At 71.7% G+C, this 15,451-nt stretch carries 12 protein-coding genes and 2 pseudogenes; 8 read left to right on the forward strand and 6 right to left on the reverse strand.

The genetic code is table 11. From position 1 onward, the window contains the following. Together VG276_19575 and ligD are read left to right on the forward strand one after the other, a co-directional pair. On the forward strand, positions 1-265 hold a 265-nt coding region (locus VG276_19575; protein ID HEV8651533.1), incomplete at its 5' end, for a hypothetical protein. Positions 266-278: 13 nt separating this feature from the next. After that, positions 279-1,244: a non-homologous end-joining DNA ligase gene (ligD, locus tag VG276_19580; protein HEV8651534.1), complete on the forward strand. Its 966-nt coding sequence runs from the start codon at positions 279-281 to the stop codon at positions 1,242-1,244. Between the two features lie 17 nt (positions 1,245-1,261). Here the strand turns inward: ligD and VG276_19585 are convergent. After that, positions 1,262-2,956 (reverse strand): annotated as a pseudogene (locus VG276_19585) (FAD-dependent oxidoreductase). 355 nt (positions 2,957-3,311) lie between these two features. On the opposite strand from VG276_19585, the pseudogene VG276_19590 reads away from it, so the two are divergent. Both VG276_19590 and VG276_19595 read left to right on the forward strand, forming a co-directional pair. Next, positions 3,312-3,446, forward strand: a pseudogene (locus VG276_19590) (nucleoside monophosphate kinase). Between the two features lie 67 nt (positions 3,447-3,513). Continuing rightward, positions 3,514-3,897 carry a nucleoside monophosphate kinase gene (locus tag VG276_19595; protein HEV8651535.1) on the forward strand — a complete coding sequence of 128 codons (384 nt, stop codon included), beginning with the start codon at positions 3,514-3,516 and terminating at the stop codon, positions 3,895-3,897. Positions 3,898-4,030: 133 nt separating this feature from the next. On the opposite strand, the gene VG276_19600 is transcribed toward VG276_19595, so the two are convergent. The 4 genes from VG276_19600 to VG276_19615 all read right to left on the reverse strand — a co-directional run bounded on the left by VG276_19600 (position 4,031) and on the right by VG276_19615 (position 8,349). Further along, the gene (locus tag VG276_19600) at positions 4,031-4,900 is read right to left on the reverse strand and encodes an LLM class F420-dependent oxidoreductase (GenBank protein HEV8651536.1); all 870 of its coding nucleotides are present in this window, start codon (positions 4,898-4,900) and stop codon (positions 4,031-4,033) included. 466 nt (positions 4,901-5,366) lie between these two features. After that, positions 5,367-7,370, reverse strand: a complete 2,004-nt coding sequence (locus VG276_19605; GenBank protein ID HEV8651537.1) for a helix-turn-helix transcriptional regulator — start codon at positions 7,368-7,370, stop codon at positions 5,367-5,369. Further along, positions 7,303-7,911, reverse strand: a complete 609-nt coding sequence (locus VG276_19610; protein HEV8651538.1) for an ATP-binding protein — start codon at positions 7,909-7,911, stop codon at positions 7,303-7,305. The genes VG276_19605 and VG276_19610 overlap by 68 nt, the downstream gene beginning before the upstream one ends. 249 nt (positions 7,912-8,160) lie before the next feature. Next, positions 8,161-8,349 (reverse strand): hypothetical protein, encoded by a 189-nt coding sequence (locus tag VG276_19615; protein ID HEV8651539.1) that lies wholly within the window; start codon positions 8,347-8,349, stop codon positions 8,161-8,163. 540 nt (positions 8,350-8,889) lie between these two features. Here VG276_19615 and VG276_19620 point away from each other — a divergent pair. The 3 genes from VG276_19620 (at position 8,890) to VG276_19630 (ending at position 12,065) form a co-directional block, all read left to right on the forward strand. Further along, positions 8,890-9,375 (forward strand): LPXTG cell wall anchor domain-containing protein, encoded by a 486-nt coding sequence (locus VG276_19620; protein HEV8651540.1) that lies wholly within the window; start codon positions 8,890-8,892, stop codon positions 9,373-9,375. 717 nt (positions 9,376-10,092) lie between these two features. Continuing rightward, positions 10,093-10,434 carry a response regulator transcription factor gene (locus VG276_19625; GenBank protein ID HEV8651541.1) on the forward strand — a complete coding sequence of 114 codons (342 nt, stop codon included), beginning with the start codon at positions 10,093-10,095 and terminating at the stop codon, positions 10,432-10,434. An 8-nt stretch (positions 10,435-10,442) separates the two neighbouring features. Then, positions 10,443-12,065: an ATP-binding protein gene (locus VG276_19630; GenBank protein ID HEV8651542.1), complete on the forward strand. Its 1,623-nt coding sequence runs from the start codon at positions 10,443-10,445 to the stop codon at positions 12,063-12,065. Between the two features lie 16 nt (positions 12,066-12,081). On the opposite strand, the gene dctP is transcribed toward VG276_19630, so the two are convergent. After that, positions 12,082-13,536, reverse strand: coding sequence for a TRAP transporter substrate-binding protein DctP (gene dctP, locus VG276_19635; protein ID HEV8651543.1), 1,455 nt, complete (start codon positions 13,534-13,536; stop codon positions 12,082-12,084). 132 nt (positions 13,537-13,668) lie between these two features. Between dctP and VG276_19640 the strand changes: the two genes are divergently transcribed. Continuing rightward, entirely contained in the window at positions 13,669-15,429 is a 1,761-nt protein-coding gene (locus VG276_19640) for a histidine kinase (protein ID HEV8651544.1), read from the forward strand. Positions 15,430-15,451: the final 22 nt, after the last annotated feature.

Raw genomic sequence — 15,451 nt, forward strand, 5'->3', positions numbered from 1 at the left:
AGGGCACGTGAAGTTCTGGCTGGAGGGCGAGAAGTTGCGGGGAGGGTTCGCCCTCACGCGCGTCGGCGGCGGCAAGAAGCCGTGGTGGCTGCTCGTCAAGATGAACGACGAGGGCGCCGACCCCCGTCGCGACCCGGTCATCACCCAGCCGCGTTCGGTGGTCTCGGGGAAGACCATCCAGGAGTTGGCGGCACAGAGGGAGAGGCCTCCAGAACGACCAAGCCCCGGCGGCGCGCGAGGTGGTGCGGGAGCGGCCGGCGGATGAGAAAGGAGGCGCCTTGAGCGGGCAGGGCAAGCGTGGAACGGGCGGAAGTGATGGCCGCGGCGCCGATCGCGCCACCGTGCGAGCGGGGCGGTGGACGGTCCAGATCGCTCGCCCCAATAAGGTCCTGTTCCCCGACGACGGGATTACCAAGCTGGACCTGGCCGAGTACTACGCGCGCGTCGCCCCGGCGATGCTTCCGCACGTGCGCGGCCGGCCGGTGGCGATGGAGCGGTATCCGGACGGGCTGAACGGGCAGCGCTTCTTCCACAAGAACGTGAACGGCTCGGTTCCGCAGTGGGTCCACACCGCCAGGATCGGGAAGCAGCGGGGCAGCTTGACGCAGATCTTGTGCGACAACGCGGCGACGCTGGTGTACCTGGCCGACCAGGCGTGCATCACGCCGCATGTGTGGCTGTCGCGGGTGGACCGCCCCCAGCACCCAGACCAGATGATCTTCGACCTTGACCCACCGGAGGGGAAGTTCGCGGAGGCACGCCGTGCCGCGCTGACGCTGAAGGGGCTGTTGGAGGATCTGGGCCTGCCGGGGTTCCCGAAGACGACGGGCGGCAAGGGGATCCACGTGATGGTCCCGCTGGACCGGCGGACCGATTTCGGCGCGGTGAGGGAGTTCGCCCGGGGAGTGGGCGAGCTGCTGGCGGCACGCGACCCCGAGGGGTTCACGATGGAGCAGCGCAAGGGTAGGCGGAGCGGCCGGCTGTTCATCGACATCATGCGGAACGCCTACGCGCAGCACGCCGTGGCCCCGTATGCGGTGAGAGCGCGAGCGGGTGCCCCGGTCGCCACGCCGCTGGACTGGAGCGAAATGGAGCAGGAGGGCCTCCGCCCTGAGCGCTTCACGATCCGGACGATCCCGGAGCGCGTGGAGGGCGGCAAGGACCCGTGGGGCAGGCCGCGCGGGCGCTCCCTGAAGGAACCGAGGCGCCTGCTAGCGGAGATGCTGGCCGGCGAGGCCGTCTGAACGGCAGAGTGCGCCGTCTACGGGCCGGCCGGGCCCCCGACCTGCTCGAAGTACTCGTGCACCAGGCGGACGGCCATGGCGCCCTCGCCGACGGCCGAGGCCACCCGCTTGATCGACCCGCTCCGCACGTCGCCCGCGGCGAATACGCCTGGCCGGCTGGTCTCGAGTGGCAACGGTCGGCCAGCATCGGCCTGCCGCAAGCCGTCGCCCGCGGGGCGCTCCGCATCAGGTCCGGTGAGGATGTAGCCTCGGTCGTCGAGCGCGAGCTGGTCGCCCAGCCAGCGCGCATGGGGCTCCGCGCCGATGAAGACGAACAAGGCGCGTGCCTCCAGCGTGCGGCGCTCCGCGGTGCGGTTGTCCTCCACCACGATCGCCTTGAGCCGCTTGTCCCCGACCAGCTCGCGGACCTCGGTATGCAGCAAGATCTCGATCGCCGGGGTGCGCTGGATCCGGTCGACCAGGTAGCGCGACATGTTCTCGCCGAGGTCATCCTCGCGCGCCACCAGGTGGACGCGCGGCGCGTGCCGGGCAAGGAAGACTGCCGCCTGTCCGGCGGAGTTGCCCCCGCCCACCACCGCCACCGGGTCGTTGCGGCACAGCTGCGCCTCCACCAGGGTCGCGGCGTAGTAGATGCTGGTCCCCTCGAGCTGCTCGAGGCGGGGCACGTCGAGCTTGCGGTAGCGGACGCCGGTGGCGATCACCACCATGCGGCCGTGGATCGTCGTCTCGTCGTCGAGTCGGACGACGTGGTACCCGTCGCGCCGCTCGAGGGCGGTCGCCTCGGCCGGCACGGCCGATGCGCGCGCCGAACTTCTCCGCCTGGATGACCGCACGCTCGGCCAGCTCCGCGCCCGAGATCCCCGCCGGGAAGCCCAGGTAGTTCTCGATCCGCGGGGAGGTGCCGGCCTGACCCCCGGTCGCCACCGCGTCGATCGCGACTGTCGTCAGGCCCTCCGAGGCGCCATAGACGGCGGCGGCGAGGCCGGCCGGTCCGGCGCCGACGACCAACAGGTCGCAGACGATCTCGTCGGTGCTCGGGACAGGCAGGCCGATGGTACCGGCCAGCTCCGCGTTGCTCGGGTTGCGCAGCACCCGCCGGCCGTCCCAGATCACGATCGGCGTCTCCTCCGGCTTGACACCCAGCTCGCGCAGCAGCGTCTCGGCATCCTCGTCCTTCTCCAGGTCGATGAACTTGTGCGGCAGCCGGTTGCGGGCGGCGAACTCGCGCAAGCGTCTGGTGTCCGCCGAGTAGGGCGAACCCACGATCCTGAGGCCGGCCTCGGCTTCAATGAGGAGGGAGCGGCGGATCAGAAAGGCTCGCAGAATCAGGTCCCCGAGCGTCTCGTCCTGGGTGACCAGCTCGCGAAGGCGGTCCACCCCCACGACCAGCACCGCGCCCGCTGCGCGCACCACCGCCGTGGTGAACGCCGCCTGACCGGTGAGCAGGCTCAGCTCACCGAGGAAGCGGCCGGGGCCGTGGACGGCAATCACGCGCTCGTCGCCCGTGTACCCTTCGACGACCGCCGCCTTCCCTTGAGGATCACGAAGAAGTCGTAGCCCTCGTCGCCCTCCCGGTAGAGGACCTCGCCTTCTTGGGTGCTCCGCCGCTCGCCGCGCGTGGCGAGGGCCTGGATCTGCGGCTCGCTCAGCCGCGGAAACGCCCCGAAGAGGTCGGGCGTCTCCGAGAGCTGCGCCGGCTCCGTGGTACACACGATCACCACCCCCTTCGCCCACGACTACCACCAGGGCGGGCCGCGACCATAGAAGTGGTCCGCGACCCCCGGCCACCTCACCTGGACTCCGACCCGCCAGAGCTGAGCGAGGACGGTAGCACTCGGTCCCGACCTGAGCGATCGAACAGGACGCGCAGGCTAGGAAGCGTCGACCGTACCGTAACCCAGGCACAAAGGTAGAAGTTCACCTCGCCCGGTGCCCGCGGACCGTGCGGTTGCTCGTCTGCGTGCTGGGCCACCGCGCGAGGGTCGCGCTGCACCCGTAGCTGTTCCGAGTCCGAGGTGGTATTCAACCCGACGGACCACCCCAGCAAGGCAGGGTTACGTGGAAGCGATGCGACTTGTGCTCCTTGGCCCGCCCGGGTCCGGAAAGGGGACCCAGGCCGCCCGGATCGCGGATCACCTGCGGGTGCCAGCCATCCACGTCGGCGAGCTCCTGCGGCGCCACGCCGCCGATGCGACCCAGCTCGGGAGGCAGGCCCTTGCGTTCCTCGACCGTGGTGACCTGGTACCCGACCGGCTGGTGACCCCCGCTGGTGCTGGAGCGGCTCGACCAGCCCGACTGCGCGGGCGGCTTCGTGCTCGACGGCTTCCCCCGCACCATCGGCCAAGCCCAGGCCCTGGACCGCCACCTGGCCGCGCGCGGCGCCGCGCTCGACGCCGCCTGCTATCTGAAGGTTCCTGACGACGAGCTGTGGCGCCGGCTCGCGGGTCGCGGGCGAGGTGACGACGACGAGCACGTCATCGGCCACCGGCTTGCGGTGTTCAGGACCCAGACGCGACCGGTGCTCGACTACTACCGGGATCGTGGCCGCCTGGTCGTGGTCGACGCGGTCGGCCCGGTTGAGGTGGTCACCGAGCGAATCCTCGCCGGCCTGGCCGGCGTGGGCGGTGGGGCGGGCAGGGCCAACCCGAGCTGACCGAGAACCGGCGGCAGCTGCACGCCTGGCAGCGACACGACGCATGGCGAGGTGGTCTATTAGCCCCAGCGACACCGCCATCCGAGCCCGCAGCTGCGCCGAGACCCGACGTTGACCTACGCTCGGGTCCGAGTCAGCCAACCTCGGCGAGTCTGGGCAGCACCCGCTCGGCGATCTGCTCGGCGAACTCGACCGGGTGCCGGTCAGGCATCGTCTGCACTTCGGTCACGCCGAGCGCGGCGTACTCGCCGGCCGCGGCGATGAACGCGTCGACGTCGGCCAGGACCGGCCGTACGGCGAGCACGGTCTTGTCGATGCTGTCGTAGTCGCGACCTTCGGCGTCACAGTGCGAGCGCAGCACCGCGAGCTTGTGCGCGACGTCGTCCGGGCTGGTCCCGAACAGGTTGCAGGCGTCGGCGTAGCGCGCCGCCAGCAGCAGCGTCTTCTTCTCCCCGCCACCGCCAACCAGGATCGGTGGATGGGGCCGACGGATCGGGGCGGGGACGCACAGCGTCTCGGCCAGCTGGTAGTGCCGGCCGTGGAACGGACCGTTGGTGTCGCTCCACATCTGCAGGCAGATCTGCAGCGTCTCCTCCAAACGCTCGAACCGTTCAGCCACCGGCACGACCGGCACACCGAGGCCGAGCTGCTCGCGTTCGTACCACGACGCGCCGATGCCCAGCCTGGCCCGGCCACCGGACAGCACGTCAAGGGTGGTGACGATCTTGGCGAGGAGCCCCGGGTAGCGGTACATCACGCCGGTGACGAGCAGCCCAAGGGTCATCCGTTCGGTCTTGGCCGCGACATAGCCCAGCGTGGTGTAGCCCTCCAGCATCGGCTCGTCGGCCGCGGCCGCTTGCTCCATCTGGAAGTAGTGGTCCATGACGGTGAACGAGGAAACCCCCGCCTGCTCGGCGGTCCGCGCCGTCTCGGCCAAGGCCGCAGCAATCTTCGTCGGATCCGACGGCGTCGAATAGTTCCAGTAGTGCAGGCCAAGCCTCACCGCGACCCCTCCCGTACGGTGTGACGACAACTGGTTCGAACTCGATGGCAGGACCATGCCTGGTCATTGTGTTTCCGTGGACGTCCAGGCTTCCGCGAGGTGGAAGTCTGTTTGTAGGTCCTCCTTCGCGGTGTGGGCTCTGGCAGGCCCGAAGCCCTAGAGGACTGGACGCAACCAGCCGTTCACAACGTGTCCAGCATGGCAGCTAGCCGCGTCGAGGACGAAGTCGAACTCCAGACCAATGCCCAGAGCATGGAGCATGGCCGCGTTCAACGGCAGGCCCTACCCAGCTGGCCTTCCGGCCGTTGGTCAGGCAGGCAGCGTCGCGTGCAGCCACGCGATCGCCTGACCCAGCAGGCGCATGCCACAGGAGGGCGCTTGCTCCGGGGAGCGGTAGCCCGCTGTTCCGGGCGGCTCGGTAGCTGAGCAGCAGGGCTGCAGGCTGCAGCCCTGCTGAAGGTTTGGGTCAGTGGCCGGCGTCGTCCAGGTCGAGCTGGGCCAGGTCGGCGCGGGAGGTGATCTCAAGCTTGGCGTAGAGCTTGTGGAGGTGGTAGCCGACCGTGTGGGAGCTCAGGAACAGCTGCTCGGCGATCTGCTGGTTGGTCAGGCCCTGGCTGGCGAGTCCGGCGACCTGCCGCTCCTGGGGGGTGAGCTGCTGGCGGGTGCTGGGGTCGCGGGTGCGGGCCGTCTGGCCGCTGGCGCGCAGCTCGGCGCGGGCCCGCTCGGCCCAGGGGGCGGCGCCCAGCCGCACGAACAGCTCCAGGGCGGTGCGCAGGTGGACCCGGGCGTCGCTGCGCCGGCGGGCCCGGCGCAGCCACTGGCCATAGGCCAGCTCGGTGCGGGCCAGCTCGGTCGGCCGTGTGCTCATGCCCTCCACGGCCAGGGCGGCCTGGTAGTGCTGTTCGGCTGCCGGGCCTTGGGTGATCAGGGCCCGGCAGCGGCGGGCGACCACAAGGGTCCAGGTCCGCTGGTCGCGTTGGGCCCAGCGCTCGAAGCGGGCCACGAACGGCTCCATGCCCTCCAGCGCACCAGCCTGGGCGGCCGCGTCGACCAGCTGCCCCGTGGCCAGCAGCGCGACGGGCGCGTACGCGGTCGGATGCCCGGGGGTGGCGAGCGCGCGCAGCCGCTCCAAGGCCGCCGCTGGGCGGCCCTCGGTCAGGTCCAGGTTCGCCAGTGTCCAGGCGGCGAGCCCCGCGACCCCCAGGAGCCGGCGTGGGATCGCCATGGCGAGGGCCTCCTCGGCCAGCCGCCGGCAGTCCTCGGCGCGGCCCTGGAACGCGGCGAGCCAGGCCGGCCAGGCCAGGAAATAGCCGGCGGTGGTGTCCTGCCCGGTCTCTCTGGCCAGCCGCAGCCCCTCGGTAGCGTGGCTGATCGCGGGTTGCCAGCGGCCCAGGGACGCCTCGACCAGCATCAGGTTGGCCAGCGCGGCGGTGAGGGCGCTGACCGTCCCGGCGGCGCGGCGGGCCTCCACCGACCGCGCAGACAGCTGGTCGGCGGTGACGTTGTCGACAGCCGGCTCGACGAGGATCAGCATTGGCCAGGTCCAGGTGAAGGCGGGGGGCGGCCAGGTGGTGGCCGCCTCACCCGACCGGTCCTGGGCAATGGCGGCCGGCGGAACCTTGACCAGCCCGGCCGCGGCCAGGCTCCGGGCGACCCGCTGGACCCGGACATCTTCCTGGCCCGGCCGGTGGGCGTTGAGCCGGGCGACGACCGGGTGGATCTGGTTGACCAGGGTGTCCAATTCGCCCGCGGCCAGTGCCGCCTGGGCGGCCAGCACCAGCAGCTCGGTCGCCTGGTCGGGATCCGGATCGAGGAGGAGTCTGGCCCCCTCCAGCAGCAGGGTGCAGGCGGCGGCCGGGGTGCCGCCTCCGGGGTGAGGGCGGCGGCCCGCGCGAGCGTGGCCGCGGCCGCGGCGGGGCCGCGGCGCGCTCATCAGGGGCGAGGGTGGCGGCGCGGCCAGGTGCCAGGCCCGCCGCTCGGCCTGCTGCCCGCCCTGGAGCACCGCAATGAGCGCTCGGTGGGCGGCCTGGCGAGCCGTGAACGTGGCGGCCTGGTAGATGGCCGAGCGGACCAGCGGATGCCGAAACGCCAGCGTCGAGTCCACCACCTGGACCAGCCCGACCTGCTCGGCCGGCTCCAGCGCCTCCTTGTCCACGGCCAGCACCCCCCCGGCGGCCAGGATCGTGGCCAGCTCGCCGGTGTCCTCGGCCGCGGCGACCAGCAGCAGCGTCTGGGTCGCTTGGGGCAGCCGCCGCACGCGCTGCAGGAACACCTGCGCCAGCCTGGCGCTCAGCGGCAGCCGCTCAGGTAGCGGGTCACTGCCGGCGAGCTGCTGGCTGGTCAGGGTCCGGGGGAGCTCCAGCAGGGCCAGCGGGTTGCCGCCGGCCTCGCCGAGCAGCCGGTCACGCACCCCGGGGGCGAGCGTGCCGGCCTGCGCGGCCAGCAGCTCGCCAGCGGCCGCAGGATCCAACCCACCAAGACGCAGCTCGGGCAGGCCCGGCGTGGAACTGGCGCACGTCGCCGTCGCGGGCGGCAAACAGCATCACCACGCGCTCGGCGGCCAGCCGCCTGGCCACAAACACCAGCGCATCCGCCGAGGCGGGGTCCAGCCAGCGGGCCTGGGAGACAAGGCACAGCAGCGGCTGCTCGGCGGCCACCACCGTCAGCAGGCTGAACACGCCCAGCTCGACAAGGAACCGGTTGGCCTGGACGTCGACCAGCCCGAACGCGCCCCGCAGGGCCTCGGCTTGCGGGGCGGGGAGCCGGTCCAGCCGGTCACCGACCGGCCGCAGCAGCTGCTGCACGCCGGCGAGGGGGAGCTCGACCTCGGACTCGACCCCGGTTGCGCGGAGCAGGTGGAACCCGTCGGCCTGCTCGGCGGCGTCGGCCAGCAGGGCGTGCTTGCCGATGCCAGCCTCGCCACGCACCACCAGCACGCCGCTGCGCCCCTGGCGCGCGCCCGCGAGCAGGTTGGCGAGCATGGCGCGTTCCTCGCGCCGTCCACACAGCATGGGGAGTCCCGGGCGGGGTCAAGGGCCGAGGTCGAAGTGCAAGCGTTTGGCCGCTTCATTCCACCATGGAGGTCAACCGTTCGCGCCACGGCGGTGCTGCTGGAGCGGCCGTTCCGGCCTGGCCCAACGGGCCCCCAGTCTCTGCCGCCATCGACCGCTCCCGGCGCATGCCACAGGCTCTGGACTCTGGGCTGCAGCGTGAACGACACAGGCATGCACATCGACCCGAAGGGGTCGGAGCGCCGTAGGTCAGGCCGTCACTTCCTGGTCAGGCCGGAGACGGTTGACCAACTCGTCTGCCGCGATGCGAATCTCCTCGGCCAGGCGGCGGTCCTGATGGGTTTGCTCCTCGTAGGTTTCGAGGCGCTCGCTGGCCCGGCGCAGCAGCGAGGAGAAGGCACGAGCCTCCTGTTCTGTAAGCGTGACTTGCCCTGACATCGACAGCTCCCTTCACCGACGGGTCGCGAGCGGTCTACGCATCGTCGCTGCCCTGATAGTCGCCCGAGTTGGTGACGCTGTCGAGCATCGTTGCAGTCGCGCGCCTTCATGCGAACAGACAAGCAAGGCGAGCAGGCTGGTTGTGGAGCCCCAAGGTGTGGGCGCCCTGCAAGCTCGCCAGGTGCAGCCGTTCCATGTCGTCGCGGGTGAGTTGGCGGGCCAGTCCGGGCTGCGGCTGGCGCGCAGCGGTGTCCTCCCGCCTCGTGCCCAGCGAGCCTACCAAGGGAGGTCGCCGCGGCGCTGAGTTGCCTGATCGTCCAGCTTGGCCCGTCAGGCAGCGAGCAGCATGAATTTGCCTGGAAGGCCCGGTCCGGCTATCCTCCGCCGTTGGCCGCGTCCACTCCGCGTCCACTCCGCCATCTGCCACTCACCGGTCCACAACAAACCCGGCACCTCAGAGCACAACGCTGCTCTCCCGCCGTCACCGGGCTGGGTTGCGCGCAAGCGTCGTGCGAGGGCCTTCCAGCCCCAGGAGGTTTGATGCGAAGGTTCATGCCGCTGCTCGGCCTGGCCGCCCTCACCCTGCTTCTCGCCGCCCCGGCGCACGGCGCCGAGTCGTTCGTCATGTCCTGCCCGGTCTGCGACCACGTCGACGTCGAGGCCACGGGCCTGCAGCCCAACACGACCCTGACCCTGGACATCCGCGACGTGCGCACCGGGCAGCCGGTGATCCCGAACCTGACCACCGTGACGACCGACCGGTCCGGCAGCTTCTCGCGCGAGTTCCCCATGGACCTGGCCAAGCACCCGCTGCTGATGGGGTCGTTGTACAACCGCAACGGCACCGACCTGGTGCTGGCCGCCCACACCCGCGCCCAAGCGCCGGCGCACTGCAAGCGGGCCACGACCCTGCCCTACACCGGCGCTTCCTCTCGGCTGCCTGCCGCCCTCGCCGGCGCGCTGCTCGGTGTGGGGGGGTTGCTCGTGCTCCTGACGCGCAAGCGCGCCCGTCGCGGCAGTCCTTGACGCTCACGACCTAGTACGGCAGGGGCCGTCCCGACGGAGTGCGCAGGTCGAGCGGCTTGGGACGAGGTCGAGGCCGCGGCCGCTGGATCTGAAGCTGCTGCATGACCGGCTCCTTTCGGCTCGTCGCTGCAGAACGTCGCGCGTCGAAGGCAAGCGAAGCGGTGGTGCGGTCCCGCCTCAGAGCAGCTCGCTCCCTGGCGTCCGCCCGGTTCCCGCTCCCTCCGTTGGACGGCTGCCAGCTCTTCGACCCACAGCTTCGCGAGCCTGGGGCGGGTGCGACTAGGAGCCCAAGGGGTGGCAACGACCCCCCCGAGAGGTGAAACCACCCACCCTTGGTGCGACGGCGCACGAACCGCAGTCGTCCCCGGTGGTTTGCCAATTCGCGCCTGGGTCTGTCACTTGGTGACCGGAGCCTTCACGTGTCGGTCGCCACCGTCGGGTGCTCGTCGCCACTCCCTTCTGCAACTCAGCCCGCAGCTTCCAGCGACAAGGCTGGGGCGCTCGGCCCGCCGAAACATCGGGGGTGGCCGCAGTCTCTGCGGCAACCGGACTGCGGCTGGCCATAGTGCTGGGCGGCTCGAGCCGGTGCGACGATGCGTGCGTTGCCGGCAATCGACGCTGGGTGTAGCCGGGGCGGCTCCCGACCGCGAGGACTGGTGCTGGCCACAGTGTGGGCCAGGAGTGGCATGTGGGACGATCAGCGGCATGCGTCCAACCGTGCTCATCGTCGACGACCATGCCGCGTTCCGTGCGTCGGCTCGGGCGTTGCTGCAGGCCGAAGGCTTCGACGTCATCGGTGAGGCGGCGGACGGGGAGGGGGCCGTGGAGGCCGTCGCCGTCCTGCGGCCCGAGATCGTTCTGCTCGACATTCAGCTGCCGGATCTCGACGGCCTCGCCGTGGCCGAGCAGCTCGCCGCGGCGCCGGCTTCACCTGCAGTCGTGCTGATCTCCAGCCGTGACGCGGCGGCCTATGGGCCCCGCCTCCGAGCGACGCCTGCGCGGGGGTTCATCCCCAAGAGCGGGCTGTCCGGGGAGGCGCTTGCCGCATTGATCGGCTGAAGGCGACGATGTGGCGGCTTGGCCTGGTCTTGCTGGCCGGCGGTGTGCTCGGCCTCACCGCCGAGCGGGTCGGGTTCGGATGGGGCGACCCGCGCCACTGGATCCCTGATCTGGCCGTCGGCTGGAGCTTCATCGGCTGCGGGCTCGTCGCTTCGAGGCGGCGGCCGGAGAGCCGCACCGGCCCGCTGATGGCGGCGACCGGCTTCACCTGGTTCCTGGGCAACTTCGCCAATGTCGGTGTGCCGGCGGTGGCTTGGGGGGCGGCGCACCTGGTGTACCTGCACCGCGGGCCCCTTGTGCAGCTGGTGCTCACCTACCCATCCGGGCGGCCAGGGTCGCGACCTGTCCGAGGAGCCGTCGCGGTCGGCTACGCGGTGGCGGTCATCACCCCGATCTGGCGGAGCGCGGGCGTCACCATCCTGCTGGCCGGGCTGCTGGTGGCTGTCTGCGCCCGCGACCACGTTCGGTCGGTCGGTCAGCCCCGACGGGCCCGCCTGATCGGGCTGCAGGCCGCCGCCGGGCTGAGCCTGGTGCTTGCGGGAACCGCAGCGGCTCGCCTGCTGCTGCCGCCGGAGGAGGTCAGCGGCCCGTCGCTGCTTGTGTACGAGCTGGCGCTCTGCGTCCTTGCCGGAGGTCTACTGGCAGGTCTGCTGGTCGCCCCATGGCAGCGGGCGGCCGTCACCGACCTGGTCGTCGAGCTCGGCGAGGCCCGCTCCGGCACGCTTCGCGGGGAGCTGTCACGGGCGCTCGGCGACCCGTCCCTTGCGATCGGCTACTGGCTTCCCGACCGGGGCGTGTTCGTCGATGCCGAGGGCCGCGTGCTCTCCCTGCCCGGTCCCGGTTCGGGGCGTTCGGTGACTGTCGTGGAGCGTGAGGGTCGGCCGGTCGCCGTCCTGGTCCACGACCCGGCCGTGCTGGAGGACTTGGGGCTGCTGGAGGCGGTCACCTCCGCCGCCCAGCTCGCAGCCTCCAACGCTCGGCTCCAGGCCGAGGTGCAGGCCCGGGTCGTGGAGCTTGCAGCCTCGCGTCGACGGATCCTTGCGGCACGGGATGAGGAACGCCGGCGGCTGGAGCGTCGCCTACACGACGGGGCCGAGGCTCGGCTTGGGAAGCTGGCGGCGACCCTGCGCCGCAGCCAAGGATCGGCCTCCGGCGAGCAGACCAGGGACCAGATCGCCCACGCCCAGGATCAGCTTGTACGAACGCTGGAGGAGCTGCGCCGGCTGGCACACGGGCTGCACCCGCGCGTGCTTTCCGAGCATGGGCTGGCGGACGCGCTGGCGGCCCTGGCGAAGGACCTCCCTCTCCCGGTCGACATCAACGTCGCAAGCAGCCAGCTGCCCCAGCGGGTCGCGGTGGCCGCCTACTTCGTCTGCGCCGAAGCCCTCGCCAACGTCGCCAAGCACGCCGCCGCCGCCCACGTCGCCGTTGCCGTCACGGCCAGCGAAGACCGGCTCAGGGTCGAGATCGCAGACGACGGCGTTGGCGGGGCCGACCCTGGGCGCGGATCGGGCCTGCGGGGGCTCGCCGACCGGGTCGAGACCTTCGGCGGGACGCTCCGGGTGGAAAGCGTTCCCGGGCACGGGACGCGCCTCGCCGCCGAGATCCCCCTCGGCGGCGAGGCGCGGTGAGCTCACGCGGCGAGTGTCAGCCGATCTTCGTCCAAGCCTTGTACGAGCACTGGAACGCGTCGCCCCGGTCCATCGGGGGGACGGGCGTGAGGTGGAGGTTGCCCTCGTCGTCCGCCGAGAAGGTGAAGGTCGTGCTGTAGCCGTATTCGGGGGCGTTGAATGTGATCCGGTCGCCGGTGACCGAGTAGGTGACGCCTTGGCCGAAGCAGCCGCCTTCCACCTGACCGTCTTCCAGTTTCACCGTAGTGACCTGCGGATACACATCCTCGGTGTCCCCGGCCTTCTGGGCGTCCTCCTTGGTGAGCACGTAGCGGTAGGTGCCGTTGAGATCGGTGGGTGCCGTCCCCGTGTTCCCGGCGGGTTGCTCGGGCGCCCTGCCGGTGCAGCCGGCCGGGATGGCCAGCGGCGCTCCAGCCGGGGTGGACCGCTTCAGCGCCCGGATCTGTTGGATGAACGCCTTCGTCTGGGGGTCCTGCTCGAGGCTCGCAGCGACGGGGGCGAAGGCCTTGCGCAACGATGCCAGGTCGGCCGGGGAGGCGTTGGCGAAGCGGGCGCCCGACTGGCAGCTGTTCTTGAGGCTCTGGACGTCGCGGTCGGCGAGAGCGACCGAGCGGCCCGCGGCGTCTCGGGCCGATTGCTGGAGCCATCCTCGCTGCTGCTGGGTCAGCGCGGCGAGGCGGCCGGGATTGGCGAGGAGGACGTCCATCTGCGGCCACAGGGTGACGTTCGCGGTCACATACGGGGCGGGATGCGCCAGGGCGTTGCGCTCGTAGACGAGGAGGCTCATCTCGAACCCCTGGAGCTTGCCGTCCATGAGCGCCTGGTTACGCGAGCGTCGGAAGACCTCCATCGGGGTCGCGCCGAGGGCCCGGATCGCCTGGGCCTGGCCCTGCGACTTGAGGGTACCGAAGGTGATCCCGCGCCAGTCCGCCGCGCCGAGCATGGGGTGCTTGACGGCGATCGGCCTGCGCAGGCCGTCGGCGAGGACCCCGAGGCCGCGCACGCCGACCTTGCTCAAGCCCTGCAGCATCTGGCCTGGGATGTCACTTGCGAGGACGGCGTGCTCGAGGCCGTAGCTGTCGATCAGCATCGGCGCCTGCAGCGCCTGGAAGCTGGTGATGCCCATCGTGTCGAAGACTCGTGTTCCCGACCAGCCGAGGTCGGCCTTGCCGGTGGCCACGGCCCGCACGACCTGCTGCTCGGCGTCGGTGGCGTAGTCACCCCAGGGACTTACGAGCTGGATGCGAACGTTGCCACCAGAACGCTCCTTGACTTGGGACACGAAGTACTGGACCGCAGGGACATCGTTCAGGTCGCCGTAGGCGTTGGCCATCCGCAGCACCACCGGCTCACCGGCGCCGCCGGCCTTGTCGCCGCGTCCCCCCCCACCGCTGCAGCCCCCCGCCACGACCGCCGCGATCACGGCGAGGGCAACAGTCGCGAGCCAGGCTCGGCCTTTCATCCAGTGCATGGTCCCACTCCTTTCATCGAGGGTCGAGGGGGACGCTAGGAGTCGGCGGAGCCGGGCACATCGTGGCCTGCCCCAGGCTTGGACTGTGGCCAGCACGGTTCCGCGCCACGTGCGGCATGCCACAATCGCGCGATGACAGCTGTCTTGATCCAACGGGCGAACTTGGCGCGGCTGGCCGCCGGGCCGGCCGCGCTCGCCGTCGGCCTGGGCGCTCTCGCCATCGCGCAGGGCCCTGGCAGGTTCACCACCTACGCCGGACGCTCCAGCCTGATCGCCACGCTCACCGTCGCAGCGGGTCTCGCGCTGGTCGTGGCCGGCCTGGTCACCTCCTTCACCCACCCGGCAGGGCGGATCGGCGACCTGGCCGTACTCGCCGGTCTGGTCTGGTTCGCACCCGTCTGGGTCGGCTGGGACAAGGGACCCCCGCTGGTCCGGAGCCTCGGCATGCTCGCCGCCGGATTCGCCTTCCCGCTGCTGCTGCACCTGGTGGTCGCCTACCCGAGCGGCCGGCTCCGCGGGGCGGTCGCCCGTGCCTTGGTGTCGGCCGTCTACCTGGAAGCCGCGCTCGCCGCGCTCGGCCGAGCGCTCTTCCGGGACCCCTTCTTCGACCCCAACTGCTGGGCCAACTGCACCGACAACGTATTCCTGCTGCGGTCGTTCCCGCGGCTTACGCACGGGATCGAGGTGGCGGACCGCTGGTTCACCGCGGCTGCCGCGGCCGCGCTGGTGATGGTCTGCGGGTGGCGGCTCCTGCGGGACTCGGGGCCGGCTCGCCGCGCGCTGCTGCCGGTCGCCCTGCCAGCAATCCTGCTTGCGGCTGCGGTCATCGCGCACGCGATCGTCCTCCTGCGGATGCCGCTGGAAGACCCGTCCGACCCGGCCTTTCGCACGAGCTTCACCATCGGGTGCGCCGCGGCGATCCTGCTCGTCGCGGGGCTGGCGTGGACGGCCGTCCGCACCCGGGTCCAGCGCCGCGCCGTCGCCCGGATCGCGACCAGCCTTGGCCAGGCGCCCCCACCCGGGTTCCTGGAGGCCGCGCTCGCCCGGGCTGTTGGCGATCCCGGGCTCAAGATCGCCTATTGGCTGCCTGACACCCAGCGCCATGTGGACGCCAACGGCCGGCCGGTCGCCGAGCCCGTCGCCGCACCCGGCCGCGCGGTCACCGCGCTGGTTCGGGACGGCCGCCGGATCGCGGTCGTCTCCCACACCGCAGCGCTGCCCGACCTGGAGCGCGAGATCGGCGCCGCCGTCCGGCTCGCGCTGGAAAACGAACGGTTGCAGGCCGAGGCGCTCGCTCAGCTCGAGGACCTGCGAGCCTCCCGCGTCCGCATCGTCGAGACGGGCGACGCCGAGCGGCGCCGGCTGGAACGCGACCTGCACGACGGCGCCCAGCAGCGCCTGCTGGCCCTCTCCTACGACCTCCGGCTCGCCCGCGCCGGCGCCCACGCCGACGGCGACTCGCAGACCGGATCGCTGCTCGCCGAGGCGACCGGCCACGCGCAGGCGGCCCTGGGCGAGCTCCGAGGGCTGGCCCACGGGATCTACCCGGCCATCCTGGCCGAGGCGGGCCTTGCACCGGCCTTGGCGACCCTGGCCGACGCGGCCCCCCTGCCGGTCCAGATCCGCGCCGCGGCCGAGGGGCGGTATCCGGCTGCGCTGGAGACCGCCGCCTATCTCCTGGTCGCCGAGGCGCTTGACGACGCCGCCGGCCGGGACGCCAGCCACGCAAGCGTCAGCGCTGTTCGAACCGGTGGACGGCTGGTGGTCACGGTGGAGGACGACGGCACCCAGCGCACCGCCGCGATGGTCCAGCTGGCCGACCGGGTCGGCGCGCTGGATGGCCGACTGACGGTCGAACCGACGCGGCTCCAAGCTGAGCTCCCATGCGCGTGATCGTCGCCGACGACGTCCTGCT

This window comes from Actinomycetes bacterium (assembly GCA_036000965.1).
GTDB lineage: Bacteria > Actinomycetota > CALGFH01 > CALGFH01 > CALGFH01 > DASYUT01.